The 18,354-nt window shown below is 61.4% G+C and carries 15 protein-coding genes and 1 pseudogene; 10 read left to right on the forward strand and 6 right to left on the reverse strand.

What is annotated here, in order from left to right; translation table 11 throughout:
* Positions 1-3 precede the first annotated feature (3 nt).
* Both ACEN8Q_RS10240 and ACEN8Q_RS10245 read right to left on the reverse strand, forming a co-directional pair.
* On the reverse strand, positions 4-486 hold the full coding sequence (locus tag ACEN8Q_RS10240) for a tripartite tricarboxylate transporter TctB family protein (RefSeq protein ID WP_413705108.1): 483 nt from the start codon (positions 484-486) through the stop codon (positions 4-6).
* 1 nt (position 487) lies between these two features.
* A complete protein-coding gene (locus ACEN8Q_RS10245) occupies positions 488-1,453 on the reverse strand; it encodes a Bug family tripartite tricarboxylate transporter substrate binding protein (RefSeq protein ID WP_413427106.1) in 966 nt (321 codons plus the stop codon).
* 378 nt (positions 1,454-1,831) lie between these two features.
* On the opposite strand from ACEN8Q_RS10245, the gene ACEN8Q_RS10250 reads away from it, so the two are divergent.
* The 4 genes from ACEN8Q_RS10250 (at position 1,832) to ACEN8Q_RS10265 (ending at position 6,777) form a co-directional block, all read left to right on the forward strand.
* A complete protein-coding gene (locus ACEN8Q_RS10250) occupies positions 1,832-2,089 on the forward strand; it encodes a DUF2790 domain-containing protein (RefSeq protein ID WP_413427108.1) in 258 nt (85 codons plus the stop codon).
* 84 nt (positions 2,090-2,173) lie between these two features.
* Positions 2,174-2,845 (forward strand): heavy metal response regulator transcription factor, encoded by a 672-nt coding sequence (locus ACEN8Q_RS10255; RefSeq protein WP_046040381.1) that lies wholly within the window; start codon positions 2,174-2,176, stop codon positions 2,843-2,845.
* Positions 2,846-2,853: 8 nt separating this feature from the next.
* Positions 2,854-4,284, forward strand: coding sequence for a heavy metal sensor histidine kinase (locus ACEN8Q_RS10260; protein WP_413427110.1), 1,431 nt, complete (start codon positions 2,854-2,856; stop codon positions 4,282-4,284).
* A gap of 189 nt (positions 4,285-4,473) precedes the next feature.
* Positions 4,474-6,777 carry a DUF3772 domain-containing protein gene (locus ACEN8Q_RS10265; protein ID WP_413427112.1) on the forward strand — a complete coding sequence of 768 codons (2,304 nt, stop codon included), beginning with the start codon at positions 4,474-4,476 and terminating at the stop codon, positions 6,775-6,777.
* Between the two features lie 30 nt (positions 6,778-6,807).
* On the opposite strand, the gene ACEN8Q_RS10270 is transcribed toward ACEN8Q_RS10265, so the two are convergent.
* Together ACEN8Q_RS10270 and ACEN8Q_RS10275 are read right to left on the reverse strand one after the other, a co-directional pair.
* Complete coding sequence (locus ACEN8Q_RS10270; RefSeq protein WP_413427114.1) at positions 6,808-8,298, reverse strand: aldehyde dehydrogenase family protein; 1,491 nt, start codon at positions 8,296-8,298, stop codon at positions 6,808-6,810.
* Positions 8,299-8,346: 48 nt separating this feature from the next.
* Positions 8,347-8,736 carry a c-type cytochrome gene (locus tag ACEN8Q_RS10275; RefSeq protein ID WP_413705109.1) on the reverse strand — a complete coding sequence of 130 codons (390 nt, stop codon included), beginning with the start codon at positions 8,734-8,736 and terminating at the stop codon, positions 8,347-8,349.
* A 281-nt stretch (positions 8,737-9,017) separates the two neighbouring features.
* Between ACEN8Q_RS10275 and ACEN8Q_RS10280 the strand changes: the two genes are divergently transcribed.
* The 3 genes and pseudogenes from ACEN8Q_RS10280 to ACEN8Q_RS10290 all read left to right on the forward strand — a co-directional run bounded on the left by ACEN8Q_RS10280 (position 9,018) and on the right by ACEN8Q_RS10290 (position 12,521).
* On the forward strand, positions 9,018-10,340 hold the full coding sequence (locus ACEN8Q_RS10280; protein ID WP_413705110.1) for a hypothetical protein: 1,323 nt from the start codon (positions 9,018-9,020) through the stop codon (positions 10,338-10,340).
* Positions 10,341-10,613: 273 nt separating this feature from the next.
* Positions 10,614-11,123: pseudogene (locus ACEN8Q_RS10285) on the forward strand (cache domain-containing protein); the annotation flags it as partial.
* A 144-nt stretch (positions 11,124-11,267) separates the two neighbouring features.
* Positions 11,268-12,521, forward strand: a complete 1,254-nt coding sequence (locus tag ACEN8Q_RS10290) for a methyl-accepting chemotaxis protein (protein ID WP_413705488.1) — start codon at positions 11,268-11,270, stop codon at positions 12,519-12,521.
* Between the two features lie 147 nt (positions 12,522-12,668).
* Here the strand turns inward: ACEN8Q_RS10290 and ACEN8Q_RS10295 are convergent, their stop codons facing one another.
* Complete coding sequence (locus ACEN8Q_RS10295) at positions 12,669-13,820, reverse strand: hypothetical protein (RefSeq protein ID WP_413705111.1); 1,152 nt, start codon at positions 13,818-13,820, stop codon at positions 12,669-12,671.
* Between the two features lie 361 nt (positions 13,821-14,181).
* Here ACEN8Q_RS10295 and ACEN8Q_RS10300 point away from each other — a divergent pair, with 361 nt between their 5' ends.
* From ACEN8Q_RS10300 to ACEN8Q_RS10310, 3 genes are read left to right on the forward strand one after another with little or no spacing between them, the layout of a single operon-like run.
* On the forward strand, positions 14,182-15,495 hold the full coding sequence (locus ACEN8Q_RS10300; RefSeq protein WP_413705112.1) for an amino acid permease: 1,314 nt from the start codon (positions 14,182-14,184) through the stop codon (positions 15,493-15,495).
* A complete protein-coding gene (locus ACEN8Q_RS10305) occupies positions 15,488-16,768 on the forward strand; it encodes an aspartate aminotransferase family protein (protein WP_413427124.1) in 1,281 nt (426 codons plus the stop codon). Before ACEN8Q_RS10300 ends, ACEN8Q_RS10305 begins: the two co-directional genes overlap by 8 nt.
* A gap of 9 nt (positions 16,769-16,777) precedes the next feature.
* Positions 16,778-17,794, forward strand: a complete 1,017-nt coding sequence (locus ACEN8Q_RS10310) for a phosphotransferase enzyme family protein (RefSeq protein ID WP_413705113.1) — start codon at positions 16,778-16,780, stop codon at positions 17,792-17,794.
* Between the two features lie 168 nt (positions 17,795-17,962).
* Here the strand turns inward: ACEN8Q_RS10310 and ACEN8Q_RS10315 are convergent, their stop codons facing one another.
* On the reverse strand, positions 17,963-18,256 hold the full coding sequence (locus ACEN8Q_RS10315; RefSeq protein WP_413427128.1) for a DUF6124 family protein: 294 nt from the start codon (positions 18,254-18,256) through the stop codon (positions 17,963-17,965).
* Between the last annotated feature and the right edge of the window lie 98 nt (positions 18,257-18,354).

An 18,354-nucleotide genomic window follows, 5' to 3' on the forward strand; every position in this document is an offset into this window, starting at 1 on the left:
CTCTCACAGCCAGATGTTGATCAGCGATGGCAGGGAAACCCCCAGCCCGGCGTTGAACAGCCAGTAGATCGGCAGGGTCAAGGCAATGCCGATGGCCAGGTCCCGCACCGGATGACGACTGCCAAACCCCCGCGCCGAACAGGCGAACAGCAGCCCGGCGGCCAGCACAAAGCCGATGAGGTTGATCAGCACCGCCACCCCAACCAACCCGCCAGTGACCCAGGCGGCCCCGGATTTTCCGCCAGGGATCACACCATTGCCGCTGTCCAGTTCGCGAAAACCGCCGGTTAGCGCCTGATAACTCAGCAGCAGGCCCACCACGCCGAGAAAGCCGGCGACGATCCAGGGATAGACGTAAGCCGGCAGAATCACGAAGCCCATCTCGGGCGGAAAGCGGTTGGCTCCCACGGCCAGCAAGGCGCTGAGGGCGATCAGTCCAAGGCCGATCGCCAATTGCGTCGGCACGATTGCGCGTGACCCGGCCATCTCAAAGCAGCCCGACCTTGACCAGCATCGCCCGCAGACGCACGTGCTCTTCGTCGACGAATTTGCCGAAGTCATCACCGGTCAGCACGCTCTCGGTCCAGGCATTGGTTTTGATGTTCTCTTGCCAGACTTTGCTTTTGCTGGCGGCCACGACCGCGTCGGTCACTTCTTTACGCTGCTCGGCTGTGAGGTTCGCAGCACCGTAGACACCGCGCCAATTGCCGATGATCACGTCGTAGCCGCTTTCCTTGAGGGTCGGCGCATCGATCCCCGGGACACGCTCGGGCGCACCGATGGCCAGCACCCGGATCTGGCCGGCCTTGATGTATTGACCCAGTTCGGCGTAGCCCCCGGTGAGCACCTTGATCTGGCCGCCCAGGGTCTGGGCGACGATTTCACCCCCACCGCCGGTGGCGATGTAATTGACCTTGTTGACCGGGACATCCAGTTTGCCCGCCAGCTCGGCGATGCCGATGTGGTCGATCGACCCCTTGGAACCACCGCCAAAAGTGACGCTAGTGGGCTTTTCCTTGAAGTCCTTGATCAGGTCATCGAGGGTCTTGTATGGCGAATCCTTGCGCACGGCAATCACGTTGTATTCGGTAAACAGGCGCGCAATCGGCGTCACATCCTTCAGGCTGATCTGCGGTTTGTTCTGTTCGATGCCCGCGACCATGATCGCGCCAACCACCAGCAATGCGTTCGGGTCACCCTTGGTGCTGTTGGCAAACTGTGCCAGCCCCAGGGTCCCACCGGCCCCGCCCTTGTTCTCGAAGGTCACGGCCTTGGCCGTATTGGCTTCGAGCATGGCCTTGCCCAGTACCCGGGCGGTCTGGTCGTAACCACCGCCCACGGAGCCCGGGGCCATGAATTTCACGGTATCCAGCGCGAAGGCTGGTGCGACCAGCACGGCAGCGGTCAAACCGGCGGCCATGCAGCGACTCAAACGTTGGATCAAAGCGGACATGGGCATCTCCTGATTGCATTGTTTTTATAGGTGCCGTTTGCCCATCGACGTACTCGATGAACATCGGCCTGCGAACAAGCTTAGGCCATGGATCCGTGGGTCGGTCCGTTTTGCTGAAACCACTTTCCAATGTCGCTGCTGCCCCTTGTGGGAGCGGGCTTGCTCGCGAAGAGGCCATCACATTCAACATTGATGTTGGCTGATACACCGCCTTCGCGAGCAAGCCCGCTCCCACAGGGTCCCGGGTGCTCCCGCCATCCTTTCATTACAACTTTGTCATCAAGCTGTTGGTCGGCTGTCCGGATCGCCTCGTTAACCTGAACTCACTGTCAGGCCAACCACCGGCAGCCACCCTGCCCTTGTAGAGAGAGATTCGTCATGAAAATGTTGATCCTTGGTTTTGCCGCCCTGCTCGCCACCGGTTCGGCGTTTGCCGCGACTCAATCCACTTCACCCGTCATCCACGACAAGGACGGTTTTTATGTGGACGTGGATGTCGCCAAAGTGCTGTCCATGACCGACCTCAATGGCAAGTGCGGCATCGTGCCGGCGCAGTTCAATTACCTCGACCACCAGGGGCGCGAGCACCAGCTGGACTATCAGGTCCAGGGCGTGAATTGCATTGGCGAGAACTGATCGGATGCCTGTATTGACGATTGATCGGGCTACACTTGCGCCACTGGCTTGCCCCTGTAGCCCGACCGAATCAGGCAGACTTTCATGAACATCCTCGTAGTCGAAGACGAACCCAAGGCCGGCAATTACCTGCTCAACGGCCTGCAGGAACTCGGATACACCGTGAGCCTGGCGCGCGACGGCGTCGATGGTTTGCACCTGGCCCTTGAACACGATTTCGATGTGATCGTGCTGGACGTCATGATGCCGAAGATGGATGGCTGGGAAGTCCTGCGTCGCTTGCGCAAGGAAGCCGACACACCGGTGTTGTTCCTCACCGCCCGGGACGACATCGCCGACCGCATCAAAGGCCTGGAACTTGGCGCCGACGATTACCTGATCAAACCGTTTTCCTTCGCTGAACTGGTGGCACGCCTGCGCACCCTGACCCGGCGCGGCCCTACCCGGGAAGAAGAACACCTGCACGTCGACGACCTGCAGATCGACGTGCTCAAGCGACGCGTCAGCCGCGCCGGCAATCGCATCACCCTGACCAACAAGGAATTTGCCCTGCTGCACCTGTTCGCCACGCATCAGGGCGAAGTGCTGTCACGCTCGATGATCGCCTCGCGGGTCTGGGACATGAATTTCGACAGCGACACCAATGTCGTCGATGTCGCGGTGCGCCGCCTGCGCCTGAAAATCGATGATCCGTTCCCGCTCAAGTTGATCCACAGCGTGCGCGGCATCGGCTACCGCTTCGACACTCAACCCTGAATACCGCCATGAATGCGATGACACCGCTGCAATCCGCTTCCCGCCTCAGTCACTCCCTGACCTTGCGTCTGGCGCTGGTGTTTGCCCTGCTGGCGTTTGTCTCGCTGGCGCTGTTGGGTGTCGCGCTGTACCGCGACCTGGAGCGCGAGTTGATCCGTCGCGACGACATTGCCCTGATCACCCGCATCGACCAGTTGCGTACCTTCCTCAACGACAGCAATACCCTGGACCTGATCAAGGCCAAGCCGGCGCTGTTCCAGAACATGATGGGCAACCGCGAGGCCCTGCTGACCATCGGCACCCCAGGCCAACCGCCGTTGCTGGTGGTCAACCCGGGCAACCTGAAAATGCCGGTGCTGACCCCGGTGGCGATGGATCATCGCCTGACCCTGAATGACGTGCAGCACTTGCCCAACGTCAATGGCGTGCCGTTTTCCGCCTTGGCGGCGACCATCGACTCGGGTGATCTGGGCAGCCTGCAAGTGGTGACCGGGCGCTTGATGACCGAACGCACCGCCGTGCTCGCCGACTACCGCTTCAACGTGTACCTGTTCGCCAGCGTCGCGGCGATTCTGCTGTCGCTGTCCGGTTATGTGCTGGTGCATCGTGGCCTGTTGCCCGTGCGGCGCCTGGCCCGTCACACCCAGAGCATCGACGTCGGCAACCTAAACGAACGCCTCGACAGCCAGGGCGCGCCACTGGAGCTGTTGCCGATGATCGACGCTTTCAACGCCATGCTCGACCGGCTGGACAAAGGCTTCATACAACTGGGCCAGGTGTCGACCGACATGGCCCACGAACTGCGCACGCCGATCAACAACCTGCTGGGTGAAACCCAGGTGGCCTTGCAGCAGAACCGCAGCACCGACGCCTATCAGCAACTGTTGGCCTCGAACGTCGAAGAACTTGAACGCCTGGCGCGCATGCTCGACAACATGCTGTTTCTGGCCCGCACCGATCCGCGCAGCGCCTTGCGCCAGCGTCAGGAACTGGATGCCGCCGACGAAATGCAACGCATGGCCGACTACTTCGAAGGCCCGGCGGGCGACGTTGGCATCTGCATCAATGCCCAGGGCAGCGGTCTGATCTGGGCCGAGCCCATGTTGCTGCGCCGTGCCCTGGCCAACCTGTGCGCCAACGCCATCAAGTACGGCGCCCCGCATTCCGAGCTGTGCATCCACGCCAACCCGACTGCCGACGGCATCCAGGTGCAAGTGCGCAACCACGGTCCGACCATCGCGCCGCACCATCTGCCACGGTTGTTCGAACGCTTCTACCGGGTCGATGAGTCCCGCGAACGCTCGTCCCAGTCCAATGGCCTGGGCCTGTCGATCGTGGCGACGATCATGCAACTGCACAACGGTGCCTGCCATGTCAGCAGTGCCGACGGCATCACCTGCTTCGAGCTGTTTTTCCCGGCGCGACAACAGCATGAGTAACGCCTGAACGAAAACCACCCGGGTCACTTGCGACAAAACTTCGCTCGAGGGTGCGTGTCATGGCCTAACCTCATTGGCTAAGTGATCAACAACCCGTCGAGCACGCCGATGTGCAACGTATTCAAGTCAATGATCTGCATCGCCTTCGCGCTTCTGGCGGCAAGCCCGGGCTGGCTGTTGGCGACACCCATGGCCGACGCCCTTACCCCCGCCGCCACCCCCGCGGTCATCAGCATCCCCGATAACGATCTGCTGGGGCTGCAAAACCAGTTGAACAGCCTCAAGCAGCAGGTTTCCCTGGCCACCAATTACACCCAACTGGAAAGCGCACAGGATCAGGTGCAAGTACTGATCCAGGATATTGATAGCCTGTCTGCATCGCTACTGCCCGGGCAGGCGCAGTTGCAGGCGCAACTCAACGTGCTGGGGCCCGTGCCCCTCGCCGAGAATGCACAGGTGACGTCTGCCATTACCACCCAGCGAGACACCCTCGGCGAGCAGAAAAACAGGATCGATAGCCAACTCAAAACCCTGGAAGCGCTGAAAAAAAGTGCCGCCGAGCTGATCACCCAGATAGCCAGTATTCGCCGCAGCCTGCTGGAAGCGGAGGTGACCCAGCAAACCACCAGTATCCTGAACCCGGTTTTCTGGTCACCTTTGTTCAATTTTCCGGCAGAAGACCGCCAGCGTTTCAGTGCCCTCATCGAGCAACTCGGGGCCACGCACCGGGCGGCCTGGCAACCCGGACAACGCGGGATCACGGCCGCACTGCTGATACTGGCCCTGGCCATCTGGACCGTTGGGCGACGGTTCGCCGGGCGGGGCCTGGCGTGGCTGTGCATCCATCGAATGCCTGAAGGCCGGTTGCGGCGCAGCTCCCTTGCATTGGCGTCGGTACTGGCGACGGTGCTGACCGCCGGCGCAGCCTTGCAATTGCTGCACTTTGCCGGGACCCGGCAACTGCCCTACACCCCGCTGCTGGCCGATCTGGCGCAGTATCTGGAAAAGCTGGCCTATACCTGCGTGCTGATCACCGGATTGAGCCGAGCACTGCTGTCGACCAAACATCCCTCATGGCGCCTGCCCGATATTGCCGATCCGGTGGCCCTGGCGATGGCGCCCTATCCAAGGTTGCTGGCAAGCCTGCTGCTGGTGCTGGTGACACTGGTGCAGATGAGTAATGTCACCGGCATGAGCGCCGAAGTGGTGTTGTTCGGTCGGGGCATCGTGGCGTTGGTCGCTGCCCTGGTGATCGGTGCGCTCCTGTTGCGCGTCAGCAAGACCCGCAGAGACCTGATCGTTGCCGGAGAAGCCCCCGAAGGTGTCACAACCTTTGCCGGCCTGATTTATGCGTTTACCGGCGCTGCCGTGGTGGGGTCGCTGTTCGCCCTGGTGATCGGCTACGTGACGATGGCCCGGTTCATCACCTATGAACTGGTCTGGATATTCATCATCTTCGCCGGTTTCTACCTGCTCACACAGGTTTACCAGGATACTTGCGATTACCTTTTTTCAGCCCGGCAACCCACCGGCAGGACCATCAAACAGCTGCTGGGCATCGGCAATCCGCGCCTGGAGCAGATCTGCACCGTATTGTCCGGGGCAGGACGCGCGATCCTGATACTGATTGGCCTCATTGCGTTGTTTGTCGGCGGGATCGGTACGACACTGGGGCAACTGGTCACCGGCACTGTGGCCGTACTCGGCGGTGAAGGGCTGCGCGCGCTGAACATCGTCCCGGACAACTTGATGCGTGCCGTCCTGACACTGATGATCGGTGTCTATCTGATCCGCACGTTACGCCGCTGGCTGGACAAGGAGTTCCTGCCGAAAACCGAGATGGACCCGGGCATGTGCGCCTCGCTCAGCACCCTGTTTGCCAATATCGGTTACGCATCGGTGGTGCTGCTGACGCTGTCGTCGCTGGGGATCAAGTGGACCAACCTGGCCTGGATCGTCAGTGCCTTGTCGGTCGGCATCGGCTTCGGCCTTCAGGAGATCGTGAAGAACTTCATCTCCGGCCTGATCCTGCTGACCGAGCGCCCGGTGAAAGTCGGCGACCTGATCAGCATCAGTGGTGTTGAAGGCGATATACGACGGATCAACGTGCGGGCCACGGAAATACAACTCGCCGACCGCTCGATCATGATCGTGCCTAACTCGCATCTGATTTCGCAGAACCTGCGCAACGTCACCCTCGGCGGCAGCGCCCAGGGCGTGGTGATACTCGAACTGATGTTCCCGCTGGACATCGACCCTGAGCAAGTACAGAACCTGCTCTACGACACCTTCACCGAACACGAATCCATTCTGGATAAACCGGTGCCATTTTTGCGCTTCAGCCAGCTGAAACCCGAAGGCATCACGTTGACTATCACCGGCTATGTCGGCAGTCCCCGCACGGTCGGCGCGATCAAAAGCCAGCTGCTGTTTGAAATTCTCAAGCGGCTGGGTGCCGCTGGCATTGAACTGGCGAAACCGCCTGCTGCGTGATATTCGATCACGCGGCAGGCGGTCGCTACATCAATGCGCGATGCACACCGACTTGAGCTCGGTGTACGCCTCGATCACCGCACGGCCGAACTCGCGGCCCATGCCCGATTGCTTGACGCCGCCGAACGGCATCGCCGGGTCGAGCAGCACGTGGGCATTGACCCACACGGTGCCGGCCTCGATGCGTGGCACCAGGTTCATGGCCTTGCCCAGGTCGTTGGTCCACAGGCTGGCGGCCAGGCCGTAGCGGTTGTCGTTGGCCAATTCGATCACGGCGTCTTCGTCGTCGAACGGCATCACGCCCAGCACCGGACCGAATACTTCTTCGCGGGCCACGGCCATGCTGTGGTCGATGTCCGCCAGGATGGTCGGCTGCACGAAGAAGCCGTCGCCTTGCAGCAACTCACCTCCCGTCACCACCCGCGCACCTTCCTTGCGGGCCAGTTCGATGTGCTTGAGTACGCTTTGCTGTTGCTTGCGCGACACCAGCGGGTTGATCGCCGCTTCGCAGTTCATGCCCGCGCCAATCGGCATCGCCGAGACGGCGGCCGCCAGGGCTTCGACAAACTGGTCATGGATCGAACGGTGCACATAGAAACGCGAGGCCGCTGCGCAGACCTGGCCGTTGTTCAGCAAGCCACCGAGGATCGCGCCTTGCACGGCTTTCTCGATGTCGGCATCGGCGAGCACGATCATCGGGTTCTTGCCACCCAGTTCCAGGGAGAAGCGCGTCATGTTCTCCATGCACGCCACGCCGACACTCTTGCCCACGGCGGTGGAACCGGTGAACGACACTTTGTTCACCAAAGGATGCTGGGTCAGCGCGCCGCCGACGGAAGCGCCACCCCCGGTGACCACGTTGAATACGCCGGCCGGGATGCCCGCTTCCAGCGCCAGTTCAGCCAGGCGCATGGCGGTCAACGGGGTTTCCATGGCCGGTTTGATGATCACGGTGCAGCCGGTGGCCAGGGCCGGCATCAGTTTCCAGGCCGCGATCAGCAGCGGGAAGTTCCACGGCACGATGCCGACCACCACACCCACCGGCTCACGCTTGGTGAAGGCAGTGAACTTCGCACCGGGTGGCAACGGGATCGACACATCGAAGGTCTGGCCTTCGATCTTGGTCGCCCAGCCGGACATGTAGCGCATGAATTCCACGGTGGCGTTCAGGTCCAGCGCGCGGGCCATGTTGATAGACTTGCCCTGGCTCAAGGTTTCCAGCTGCGCCAGTTCTTCGGCGTGCTCTTCGACCAGACGGGTGAAGTTCAGCAGGATGCGCTCACGGTCCGCCGGACGCAGGCCCGACCACACGCCAGACTTGAAGGCCTTGTGGGACGACTGCACGGCGCGCTCGACGATTTCCAGCGGTGCATCCAGGGTTTCGCACAGGGTTTGCCCGGTGGCCGGGTTGACCACGGCGATACTGTCGCCCTCGGCAAACACCCACTGGCCATCGATGAAGCAGCCGTGGCGACGTTCGAGGAATGCAGCAACCTGGGGCAGGATTTCAACGTTGCTCATAATTCACCTTTCATTCAGACGATGTGTTCAGGCGCAGATCCGGCCTGATCAGTGTTGTTCTTTGAGGAAGCATGCGACTGCCTGACGGTCGTCGGCGGAGGCCAGGCCCATGTACGGCATGTAAGTGCCCGGCACGTAGGCCTGGGGCTGGGTGATCAATTGCGTGATGTTCTCGGCTTGCCAGTCGACGTCCTTGTCGCGCATGGCCTGGGAGTAGCTGAAGCCCGGCAGCGAGCCGGACTTGCGTCCATACACACCGAACAGGTTCGGCCCCATCATGCCGGTCGTGCCCTTGGTCACCGCGTGGCAGACGCTGCATTCAGTGGCAAACACTTCGGCACCACGGTGGGTATCGGTGGCGCACTCGGCAGCGGACACCGCCTGAACCAGGGTGAAGGACAGCAAACCGATCAAGGGCAAACGCAGCGAAGTGAACATAAGAAACCGACCTTGAAAATCCGCGCGCTCGCCGGCAGGCGAACGCCAACACTAATAATGCCGAGGCTGGGAGCTTCGGCAGGTTGTCAGGGATTGTCGGTGGTCGCCGGCCCGCAGGTTTTGCCCTGCGTGCCAGTTGTATTGGCCGGGCTGCCAAACCGGGGAATCTGGCATGCACAGCCAACTTATTGGCAAACAGGGAAAAGGGCAGGGAAAAGTCGGGCCTTAGTATCTAAAAAGACCGCAAACCTGCGCTCAAGAACAAGAACGGATGCCACACCATGCTCAAGTCCCCCTTGCTTCGTCTCTCGACTCTCGCGCTGATGATCAGCGCCGGCCAGGCCAGCGCCTATGAGCTGTACGCCGATGACGACAGCCATCTGAACGCCACCCTGGAAGCGGCGTTCGGCATTTTCCACAGCCAGGAAAACTACGCCCTGTCCGGCCGCCTCGACGAAGGTTCGTCGTCGTGGCGCGAGGGCTACATCAAATACGGTTTGAGTTTCGACAAGGGCCTGGGCGGTGCGGGCACGGCTTACGGCGCGGGCAACCTGCTCAGCTCCGGCACCTGGGGCGACGGCGATGCCGCCGGCTTCAGCGACGGTTCGGAACGCACCACCAAGTTCGAAGATGCCTACCTCGGCTGGCGTTCCGCGGACCTGTTCGGGGCGTTGGGCAAGGACGGCGTCGACCTGTCATTCGGTCGCCAGAACATCATGATCGGCGATGGTTTCCTGATCAATGGCGACGCGCTGAACATAGGAAAAGGCCTGGCCGACGGCGAATTCAACCGTGGCGGCGCCTACTACCTGGCGGCGCGCAAGGCCTTCGACGAAACCGCCATATTGCGTCTGGGTGGCAAGGAAGGCTGGCGCAGCGACCTGATGTGGCTCAAGTCCGACAACCGCGCCCAGGCCAAGACCGAAATGTACGTCGGCACCCTGGAGCACGTGGCCGAGGCCGGCACGGTCGGCCTGACCTACATCAAGACCACCGACATCGACGAACAGTTCGCCTCCCCGGCGCAACTCGAACGCGACGGCATGAAAACCTACAGCGTACGCGCGGCAGGCAATGCCGGGGTGAAAGACCTGTTCCTCTCCGGCGAATACGCCAGGCAGGACAAGCCCCACGCCTCCGACGAAAACGCCTGGTACCTGGAAGCCGGCTGGACCTTTTCCGACGCTGCCTGGACGCCGAACGTCAGCTACCGCTACAGCCGCTTCTCGGAAGGCTACGACACCTTGTTCTACGGCATGAGCCGTGGTTACGGCACCTGGTTCCAGGGCGAAGTGGCAGGCAACTACGCCGGGCCGTTCAACACCAACTCGCGCATCCAGAACGTCGGGCTGAAAGTCTCGCCGCTGGAGAACCTGAACCTCGGCGCGCTGTACTTCAACTACGACACCATCGACCGCAGCCTGGGCAACACCGACGGCCACGAAGTCGACCTGTATGCCGAATGGCACGTCAATGATCACCTGACCGTGATGCCGCTGGTGGGCTTCTACCAACCGGACAAGAGTGCTGACAACGGCGGCACGCAACTGGGTAACAACGACCGGAACGTCTACGCCCAACTGCTGTTCGTCACTGGTTTCTAATGTCGGTCACGGGCAACGGCGCTGTCGTTGCCCGTGTGGAAAAAGGTATTTCCAATGCACAAAAAATTCCTGACGATCCAGAGCAAGATCGCCCTCCTCGCCGGCCTCTGCCTGCTGCTGGTCGTTGGCTTGCTGATGGGTTTGTCGCTCTATCAGACCCACAAGAGCAGCGAGCAAGTGGCGCAAGCCAGCGGCGACATGCTCGCCAATGCGGCCAGGGAACACATGCAAGCGCTGGGCAAAGTGCAGGCCATGCAAGTGCAACGCACCTTCATGCAGACCCACGAATACGGCCAGGGGTTATCGCGCTACCTGTTGTACCTGCGACAACTGCAACAAAAGGGCAACCTGACCCGCCAACAACTGCGCCAGGAGCTGAGCACCCAGCTTCACCAGGCCTTGATCGACAAGCCCGACCTGCTCGGGCTTTATGTCATTTTTGAACCCGGTGCACTCGATGGCGCCGACGCCGGTTTCGCCAACCAGGCGGAACTTGGCAGCAATGAAACCGGACGCTTTTCGCTGTATTGGGTGCAGAGCAAACCAGGCGAACTGCAAGCGGTGATCGGCGACGAAGGCCTGCTCGCCAACACCGAGCCGGGGCCGAGCGGCGCGCCGTACAACGCCTTCTATACCTGCGCCCGCGACACCCGCCAGGCCTGTGTGCTGGAGCCCTATTTCGACGAAGCCTCCGGCAGCCGCAAACTGGTGACCAGCGTTGCCTTCCCGCTGCTGGAAAACGGCAAGGTCATTGCCGTGGTGGGACTGGATATCAACCTCGCCGCCCTGCAACAAAACAGCGAAACCAGTGCCCGTGCGCTGTTCGATGGCAACGGTCGGATCAGCATCGTCAGCCCGCGTGGGGTAATCTCCGCCAACAGCCAGGATGTCAATCGCCTGGGCCAACCGATGGACAGCAACGAGGTCATGGACGCCTTGCGCCAGGGCAAACCCGAAGTGTTTGTCGACGCCCGGCAGATCAAGGTCCTTGAGCCGCTGTCGCCGATTGCCGGTGCCGCGCCATGGGGTGTGTTGGTCGGTGTGCCGCAGGACGTGTTGCTGGCACCAGTCGCCACACTGCAAAACGAACTCGATGCCCAAGGCGTGCAAAGCACTGCGCTTGAACTGCTGCTCGGTGGCGGCTCGGCCCTGCTCGGCCTGCTGCTGATCTGGTACACGGCGCTGCGCATCACCCGGCCGCTGCAAGTACTGACCCGGGTCATGGAGGATATTTCCCTCGGCGAAGGCGATCTGACCCGGCGCCTGCAAGTGCAATCGCGGGATGAAATCGGGCAACTGGCGACCGCTTTCAACCGCTTTGTCGAGCGCATCCACCATTCGATCCGCGAGGTGTCATCGGCGGCGCTGGGGGTGAACGAAGGCGCGCGGCGGGTACTGGATGCGTCAAACTCGTCGATGAGCAATTTCGACGATCAATCCACCCGCACCAACAGCGTGGCGGCGGCAATCAACCAGTTGGGCGCGGCCGCACAGGAGATCGCCCATAACGCCTCCGATGCCTCGCATCAGGCCTCCAATGCCCGGCAACAGGCCGAGGATGGGCGCCAGGTGGTACAGCGCACGATCGAGGTGATGAACGAACTGTCTGGCAAGATCAGTGCGTCATGCACCAACATCGAAGTGCTCAACGACAAGACCGTGAACATCGGGCAGATCCTCGAGGTGATCAAGGGCATCTCCCAGCAGACCAACCTGCTGGCGCTCAACGCGGCGATCGAAGCGGCGCGGGCCGGTGAAGCGGGCCGTGGTTTTGCTGTCGTCGCTGACGAAGTGCGCAGCCTGGCCGGACGCACCCAGACATCGGCGCTGGAGATCCAGCAGATGATCGAGGAACTGCAAGTGGGCGCGCGGGAATCGGTCACCACCATGACAGAGAGCCAGCGCCACAGCGAAGAAAGCGTCACCATCGCCAACCTCGCCGGCTCCCGCCTGGGCAGCGTGACCCAGCGCATCGGCGAAATCGACAACGTCAACCAGTCCGTCGCCGCCGCCACCGAAGAACAGACCGCGGTGGTCGAGGCCCTGAATGTCGACATCACGCAAATCAACACCCTGAACCAGCAAGGCGTGGAGAATTTGCAATCGACATTGCGCGCTTGTACCGAGCTGGAGCAACAGGCGGCGCGGTTGAATCAGTTGGTGGGGAGTTTTCGGATCTGAGGATTGATGTTGCCTGATCTGCCGCCTTCGCGAGCAAGCCCGCTCCCACATTTGATCCAGGTCGCACACAAACTCTGTGTTCACTGAAAATCCCTGTGGGAGCGGGCTTGCTCGCGAAGAGGCCAGCACATCCAACATCAATCTCGACTAAACATTGGGAAGATCCATCCTATAACCCGCGCCCAGTGCACCTTCATGCAGCGCCGACTGAATTTTCGAATACAAGGCGTTCGCCTCAGCAGTAGTGATGGATCGCGAACAATCCCTCAGTACAACGCGCAGCAGCACATTTTCCTGTCCCGGCAGAAGCCCCAGGCGCTCAATTGCCTGCATAGGTAAATCCGAGAATGGCCAACGCCCCTTGACCTGCATTTCTTCGATCCAGTCAGAACAGTCGCCAGCAGCCTGCAACATCCTTTCGGTCAACACTTCCTCGCTCAAACCCGGCGTTACCGCTAACGAAATATCACGAGTAATCGAAGGCAACCGTGATACAACACTCCACGGATTCAAATCATGCATCTGCGCCTGCACTCGTTCGTTCTTGTCGCGTAACAAACGAATATCCGGGATTCCTTTGCGCAACATGGTCAGACGATCCAATCCCATTCCGAGCGCCAACCCGCCATGACGCACAGGATCTATCTTCAGTCGGTCCAGCAAGGATTTCGCAATTCGACCGCACTCCAGCACCTCGACCTGAGCGCGGTCGTTCAACACATTCACTTCGATTCCACCCTCCGTGTAGTGATGCGGACTTTGGTTGTAGATCCAGGACTTGTCAGGCACCGCTGATTTGAGGATATCGCTAACCAGACGCAGCAAATGTTCATGCGTCGACAACTCGGGATCACCCAGCACCCAGATATCCATCTGATGTGGTTCCGCACAGTGCCAACGATCCCGACTGTCGCGGCGGAAAGTGATGCCGGGTGCGGCCAGTAATATTGTCTCTCCTGGTTGTCGTACTTGAGCCGCACGCTGAAGTGCTGCTGGAATTTGACTGGTGGTTTGCGTGCGCAACAACGAGCACTCGTCGACCCAGCGTGTGTGTGCACTCCCTAGCGTAACTTCTGACGAGTCATAACCGAGTAACCCGTAGTTTTCTTCAGCGGACACAATTCGTGGCCCTGTCAGTAGCTGCGCTTGCGGCCAGCCTTTTTCAGTCAGTTTTTGAAGGATTTCCTTCAGCAATAACCGAACAGCGTGATCCGGCGTGGCAGCTTCCGTTAGATCGATCTGCAGCAGGGCTTGTTGGAATGCACCTCCTGATACGGTTTTCTTTGAAGACGTGTCCATGCTCTTCCTCTCCTCCTTAAAACACAGTGCCAACACAGTACACAGCCGTTGGCCTGCATATCCTTAGAGCTGGAAAAATCAGAATGAACTGACAGGCGGGTCTGACATTGCAGGTGGGATGCGCAGATCTCTGCTCGTCTTGGACCGAGGTGTTGCCTTCGCATGCAGGCTCCCGAAGAGGATCACCATCGGGATCAAATCTGGCACCCACAACCAACGACATGGCATGCGCACAAACATGCCGCGCCGCGCCCCGCGCGTAGTATCGAGACCAGCCCCATTCCATGGGCGCAAAGCAACGCTGAACCCCTCCATTCCTCACTAAAACAATAATTCGGCCTTCGGGTCGCGGGAGACTTCTGTGCTCAAGAAAAGTGCGCTGGGCTGGCCAAAGATTGCCGGCCTCGGAATTGCGTTGGTGGTGGCCGGGCAGTTTTCCGGCTGGAACTTCGGGTTGGCGGCCGGTGGCTGGCTGAACATGCTGGTCGCCACATTGTTGATGGCCCTGCTCTGCGGCGGCCTGGCCTTGTGCGTGGCGGAACTGTCCACGGCGCTACCGAGTGCCGGTGGTGTGTTCGTGTATGCGCAAAGTGCGTTCGGGCCGTTCGTGGGTTACCTCGTCGGTTTCGCCTGTGCCCTGGCACTGACTATCGGCACCGGCGCGGCGGCCACCTTTATCTGCGCTTACACCGAATCGATTTTCGGCCTCGGTGGCTGGCCGGTGAAGATTGCCCTGTTCGCGGTAATCATCGGCATCCACATGCGTGGCGTCGGTGAAGCCATGGGCCTGACGTTCATTGCCGGTGTGATCGCCGTTGTCGCCCTGCTCACTTTTGGCGTGGCCATGGCGCCCCATGTCGAGTTGGCCAACTTGCTGAAGTTGCCCGCCAGCGTCGCAACACCGGTCAGCCTTGGCGGCATCTTCGCCTGCGTGCCATTCGCGATCTGGTTGTTCATCACCGTTGAGCAAACCGGCTCGGCCGCCGAAGAGGCGCACAACCCCGGTCGCACCATGCCCCGCGGCATTCTGGCGGCCATTGGCACCTTGCTGGTGACCGCGCTGGTGGTGCTGGTGTGTGCACCGGGTGCCGGTGGTGTCGAGCTGGTCGGCTCGGCTGGCGACCCGCTGTATGCCGCGATGTCCAGCAACAGCGCCTTCGGTGAAGGTTCATGGCTGGCCAGGGTGATTGGCTGCGGCGCGGTGTTCGGCCTGATCGCTACCTTCTTTTCCCTGGTGTACGCCGCCTCCCGGCAACTGTTCGCCATGGCCCGCGACGGCCTGTTCCCGCAATGGCTGGGCAAGACCGGCAAACGCGGCACGCCCTACCCGGCGCTGTTGCTGATCGGCGCCATCGGCCTACCGCTGTCCGAAATAGACCCGGCTACGGTGATGCTCGCGGTCGTGCTGCTGCTCAACGTTTGCTACCTGTTCATCTTCGGCGCGTACCTGCACATCAAGCGCAACCAACCGGACCTGCAACGGCCGTTCACCCTGGTCGGCGGCAAACTGGTTGCGTGGCTGGGCCTGGCCCTGACGCTGGTGGTGATCGCCGCCTGCTTCCAGCTCGACATGCTGATGCTGATCGCCCTCGCCGTGACCTTCACCCTGTGCATTTTCAATTACCTGCTGCGCAACCGCCGCACCACCGTCATCGAGGTTCCAGACCATGCCTGAAGACTCTCTCCTGCACCGCCGTCATCGCGTACTCGGCAGCGCCTCGCCGCTGTTCTACGACAAGCCCTTGCACCTGGTGCGCGGCGAAGGTGTCTGGCTGTTCGACGTCGACGGCCGGCGCTACCTCGACGTCTACAACAACGTGCCCTGCGTCGGTCACTGCAACCCCCACGTGACCGAGGCCATGCACCGCCAGGCCACCACGCTGAACATCCACACCCGCTACCTGGATGAACACGTGGTGCGCTACGCCGAACGTCTGACCGCGACCTTCGCCGCGCCGCTGGACACCGCCATGTTCACCTGCACCGGCAGCGAAGCCAACGAACTGGCGCTGCGCCTGGCGCGGTTCGCCAGTGGCGGCACCGGCATCATCGTCAGTGACTACAACTACCACGGCAATTCGGCATCGCTGGCAGAAGTCACCACCGCCCTGCCCTCACCGGAGCCCTTCGCCGCCCATGCGCGCGCCGTGCCGATTCCGTGCCTGTACCGCGCACCGGCCGGCACCACCGAGGCACAACTGGCCGAGGAGTATGCGGCCAACATCGCAGCGGCGATTGCCTCGATGCAGGCCCAGGGCATTCGCCCGGCCGCATTGCTGATCGATACCCTGTTCGCCAACGAAGGCCTGCCGCGGGTGCCGGCCAGTTTCGTCAACAAGGCCGCGGCGCTGATCCGTGCCGCTGGCGGTCTGTTCATCGCCGACGAAGTGCAATCGGGTTTTGGCCGTACCGGCGATCACCTGTGGGGCCACCAGGCACACGGCGTGGTGCCGGACATCGTCACCCTCGGCAAACCGATGGGTAACGGCTATCCACTGGCCGGGTTGATCACCCACAAGGCGCTGGTCGAATCCTTCGGGCGCCACGCCATGTACTTCAACACCTTCGGCGGTTCGCCCGTGGCGGCTGCGGTCGGCATGGCGGTACTGGATGTGATCGAAGAGCAGCAACTGCTGAAAAACGCACAAAGCGTCGGTGCCTATGTGCAGCAACGCCTGCAAGTGTTGGCCGACAAGCACTCGATCATCGGCGACGTGCGCGGCAAGGGCCTGTTCTTCGCCATGGAACTGGTGCGCGACCACGCAAGCAAAGAGCCGGCCGGACTGGAGGCGCGCAAGGTGGTCAACGACATGCGCGAGAACGGCGTGCTGATCAGCAAGATCGGCGCCGGCGACAACATTCTCAAGCTTCGCCCACCGCTGGTGTTCGGCCGCGACCACGCGGACCTGTTCGTCGACACCCTGGACAGCGCGCTCAGCGCGATTTGAGGCCCTGCCATGACTGAATTCCACACCTTGTCCCATGACCAGCAAGTGGCCCGTCTGCACGAACTGGCGCGCCATGCCCTGCAACAGTGGGACGGCGAATTCGCCGACATCGAACTGGTGAAGTTTCGCGAGAACGCGGTGTTTTCCGCCCACCGCCACGACGGCCAGCGGGTGGCCCTGCGCATCCATCGCAATGGCTATCACTGCGAAGCCGCGCTGCGCTCCGAGCTGCAATGGATGGAAGCGCTGGCCGGCGCCGGCATCACCGTGCCGCAGATCATCCGTGCGCAAGATCAAAGTCACCTGGTCGAAGTCACCCATCAGGCCATCGGCGAACCGCGCCACATCGACATGCTCGCCTGGCTGCCCGGCGCGACCGCCGGCACCTCGGAGAACGGGGTGCAGGCCGATACCGAAATCGATTTCCTGTTCAGTGAAGCCGGCGCCATTGCCGCGCGCATTCACCTGCATTCAGCGGACTGGCAGCAGCCAGACGAGTTTGTCCGACATGCCTGGGACGAGGAAGGCCTGATTGGCGCCAACCCGTTCTGGGGGCGTTTCTGGGAACTGGAACAGCTCAGCGATGAGCAGCGGGATCTGCTGCAACAGGCCCGGCGCAGGGCGCGCAAGGACTTGCGCCAGTATGGTCGGCACCTGGGCAACTTCGGCATGATTCACGCCGACCTGGTGCCCGAGAACCTGCTGATCGAAGGGCCGCGTCTGCGGTTGATCGACTTCGACGATGCCGGGTTTGGCTGGCACATGTTCGAGCTGGCCACGGCGCTGTACTTCTGCCTGGATGACCCGCGCTATGAGCAGATCAAGGCGGCGCTGCTCGACGGCTACAACGCGGTCAAGCCGCTGACCGAGACGGATCGCAAGACCCTGGCGTTGTTTCTGATGCTGCGCGGCACCACCTACCTGGGCTGGATTCACACCCGCCAGGGCACGCCGACGGCGATTGAAATGGCGCCGATGCTGATTGAACGGGCTTGCTTGTTGACTCGGGAATATTTGCAGGCCTGATATACCGCTTTCGCGAGCAAGCCCACTCCCACACTGGATCTCCAGCGAACACAAATCCTGTGTGCGACGGTGATCAAAGTGTGGGAGCGGGCTTGCTCGCGAAGAGGCCCTCACATCCAACATCCATATCGACTGACACACCCCTATCGCGGGCAACCCGGATCACGCTCAAGACGGATCGAGACGATCCAGCGCCCGGTTCACCGCCAACTCCCCCAGCATGATCACTTGCGCGATGCCCAGCAGGGTGTTGCGGTGCGTGCCTTGCAGAAATCCCGCCAGATCGTTGGCCATGACACTGGCTGAAGCGAGTGACTCGCAGGCGTGGGCCAGCAGGGTTTCGGTGTCGATGTCGGGGTTGATGGTGAACAGTGTGGAGGGTTTATGCGGGGTGGCCATGATATGAGCGGCCGGGTTGGGGCAGGAATCGTTGTCTGGTGGATCAGGCGTAACCTTGAACATGATGTTCTTTTCCGTTGTGATGCAGCCACGCCGTCGCTGCTAAACGAGGGGGTGGCGGCTGTACGCAGGTTAGCAGACCGGGGAAAAGAAGAAAGCCG

This window comes from Pseudomonas sp. Pseusp16 (assembly GCF_047324915.1).
Classification (GTDB): domain Bacteria; phylum Pseudomonadota; class Gammaproteobacteria; order Pseudomonadales; family Pseudomonadaceae; genus Aquipseudomonas; species Aquipseudomonas fluorescens_CD.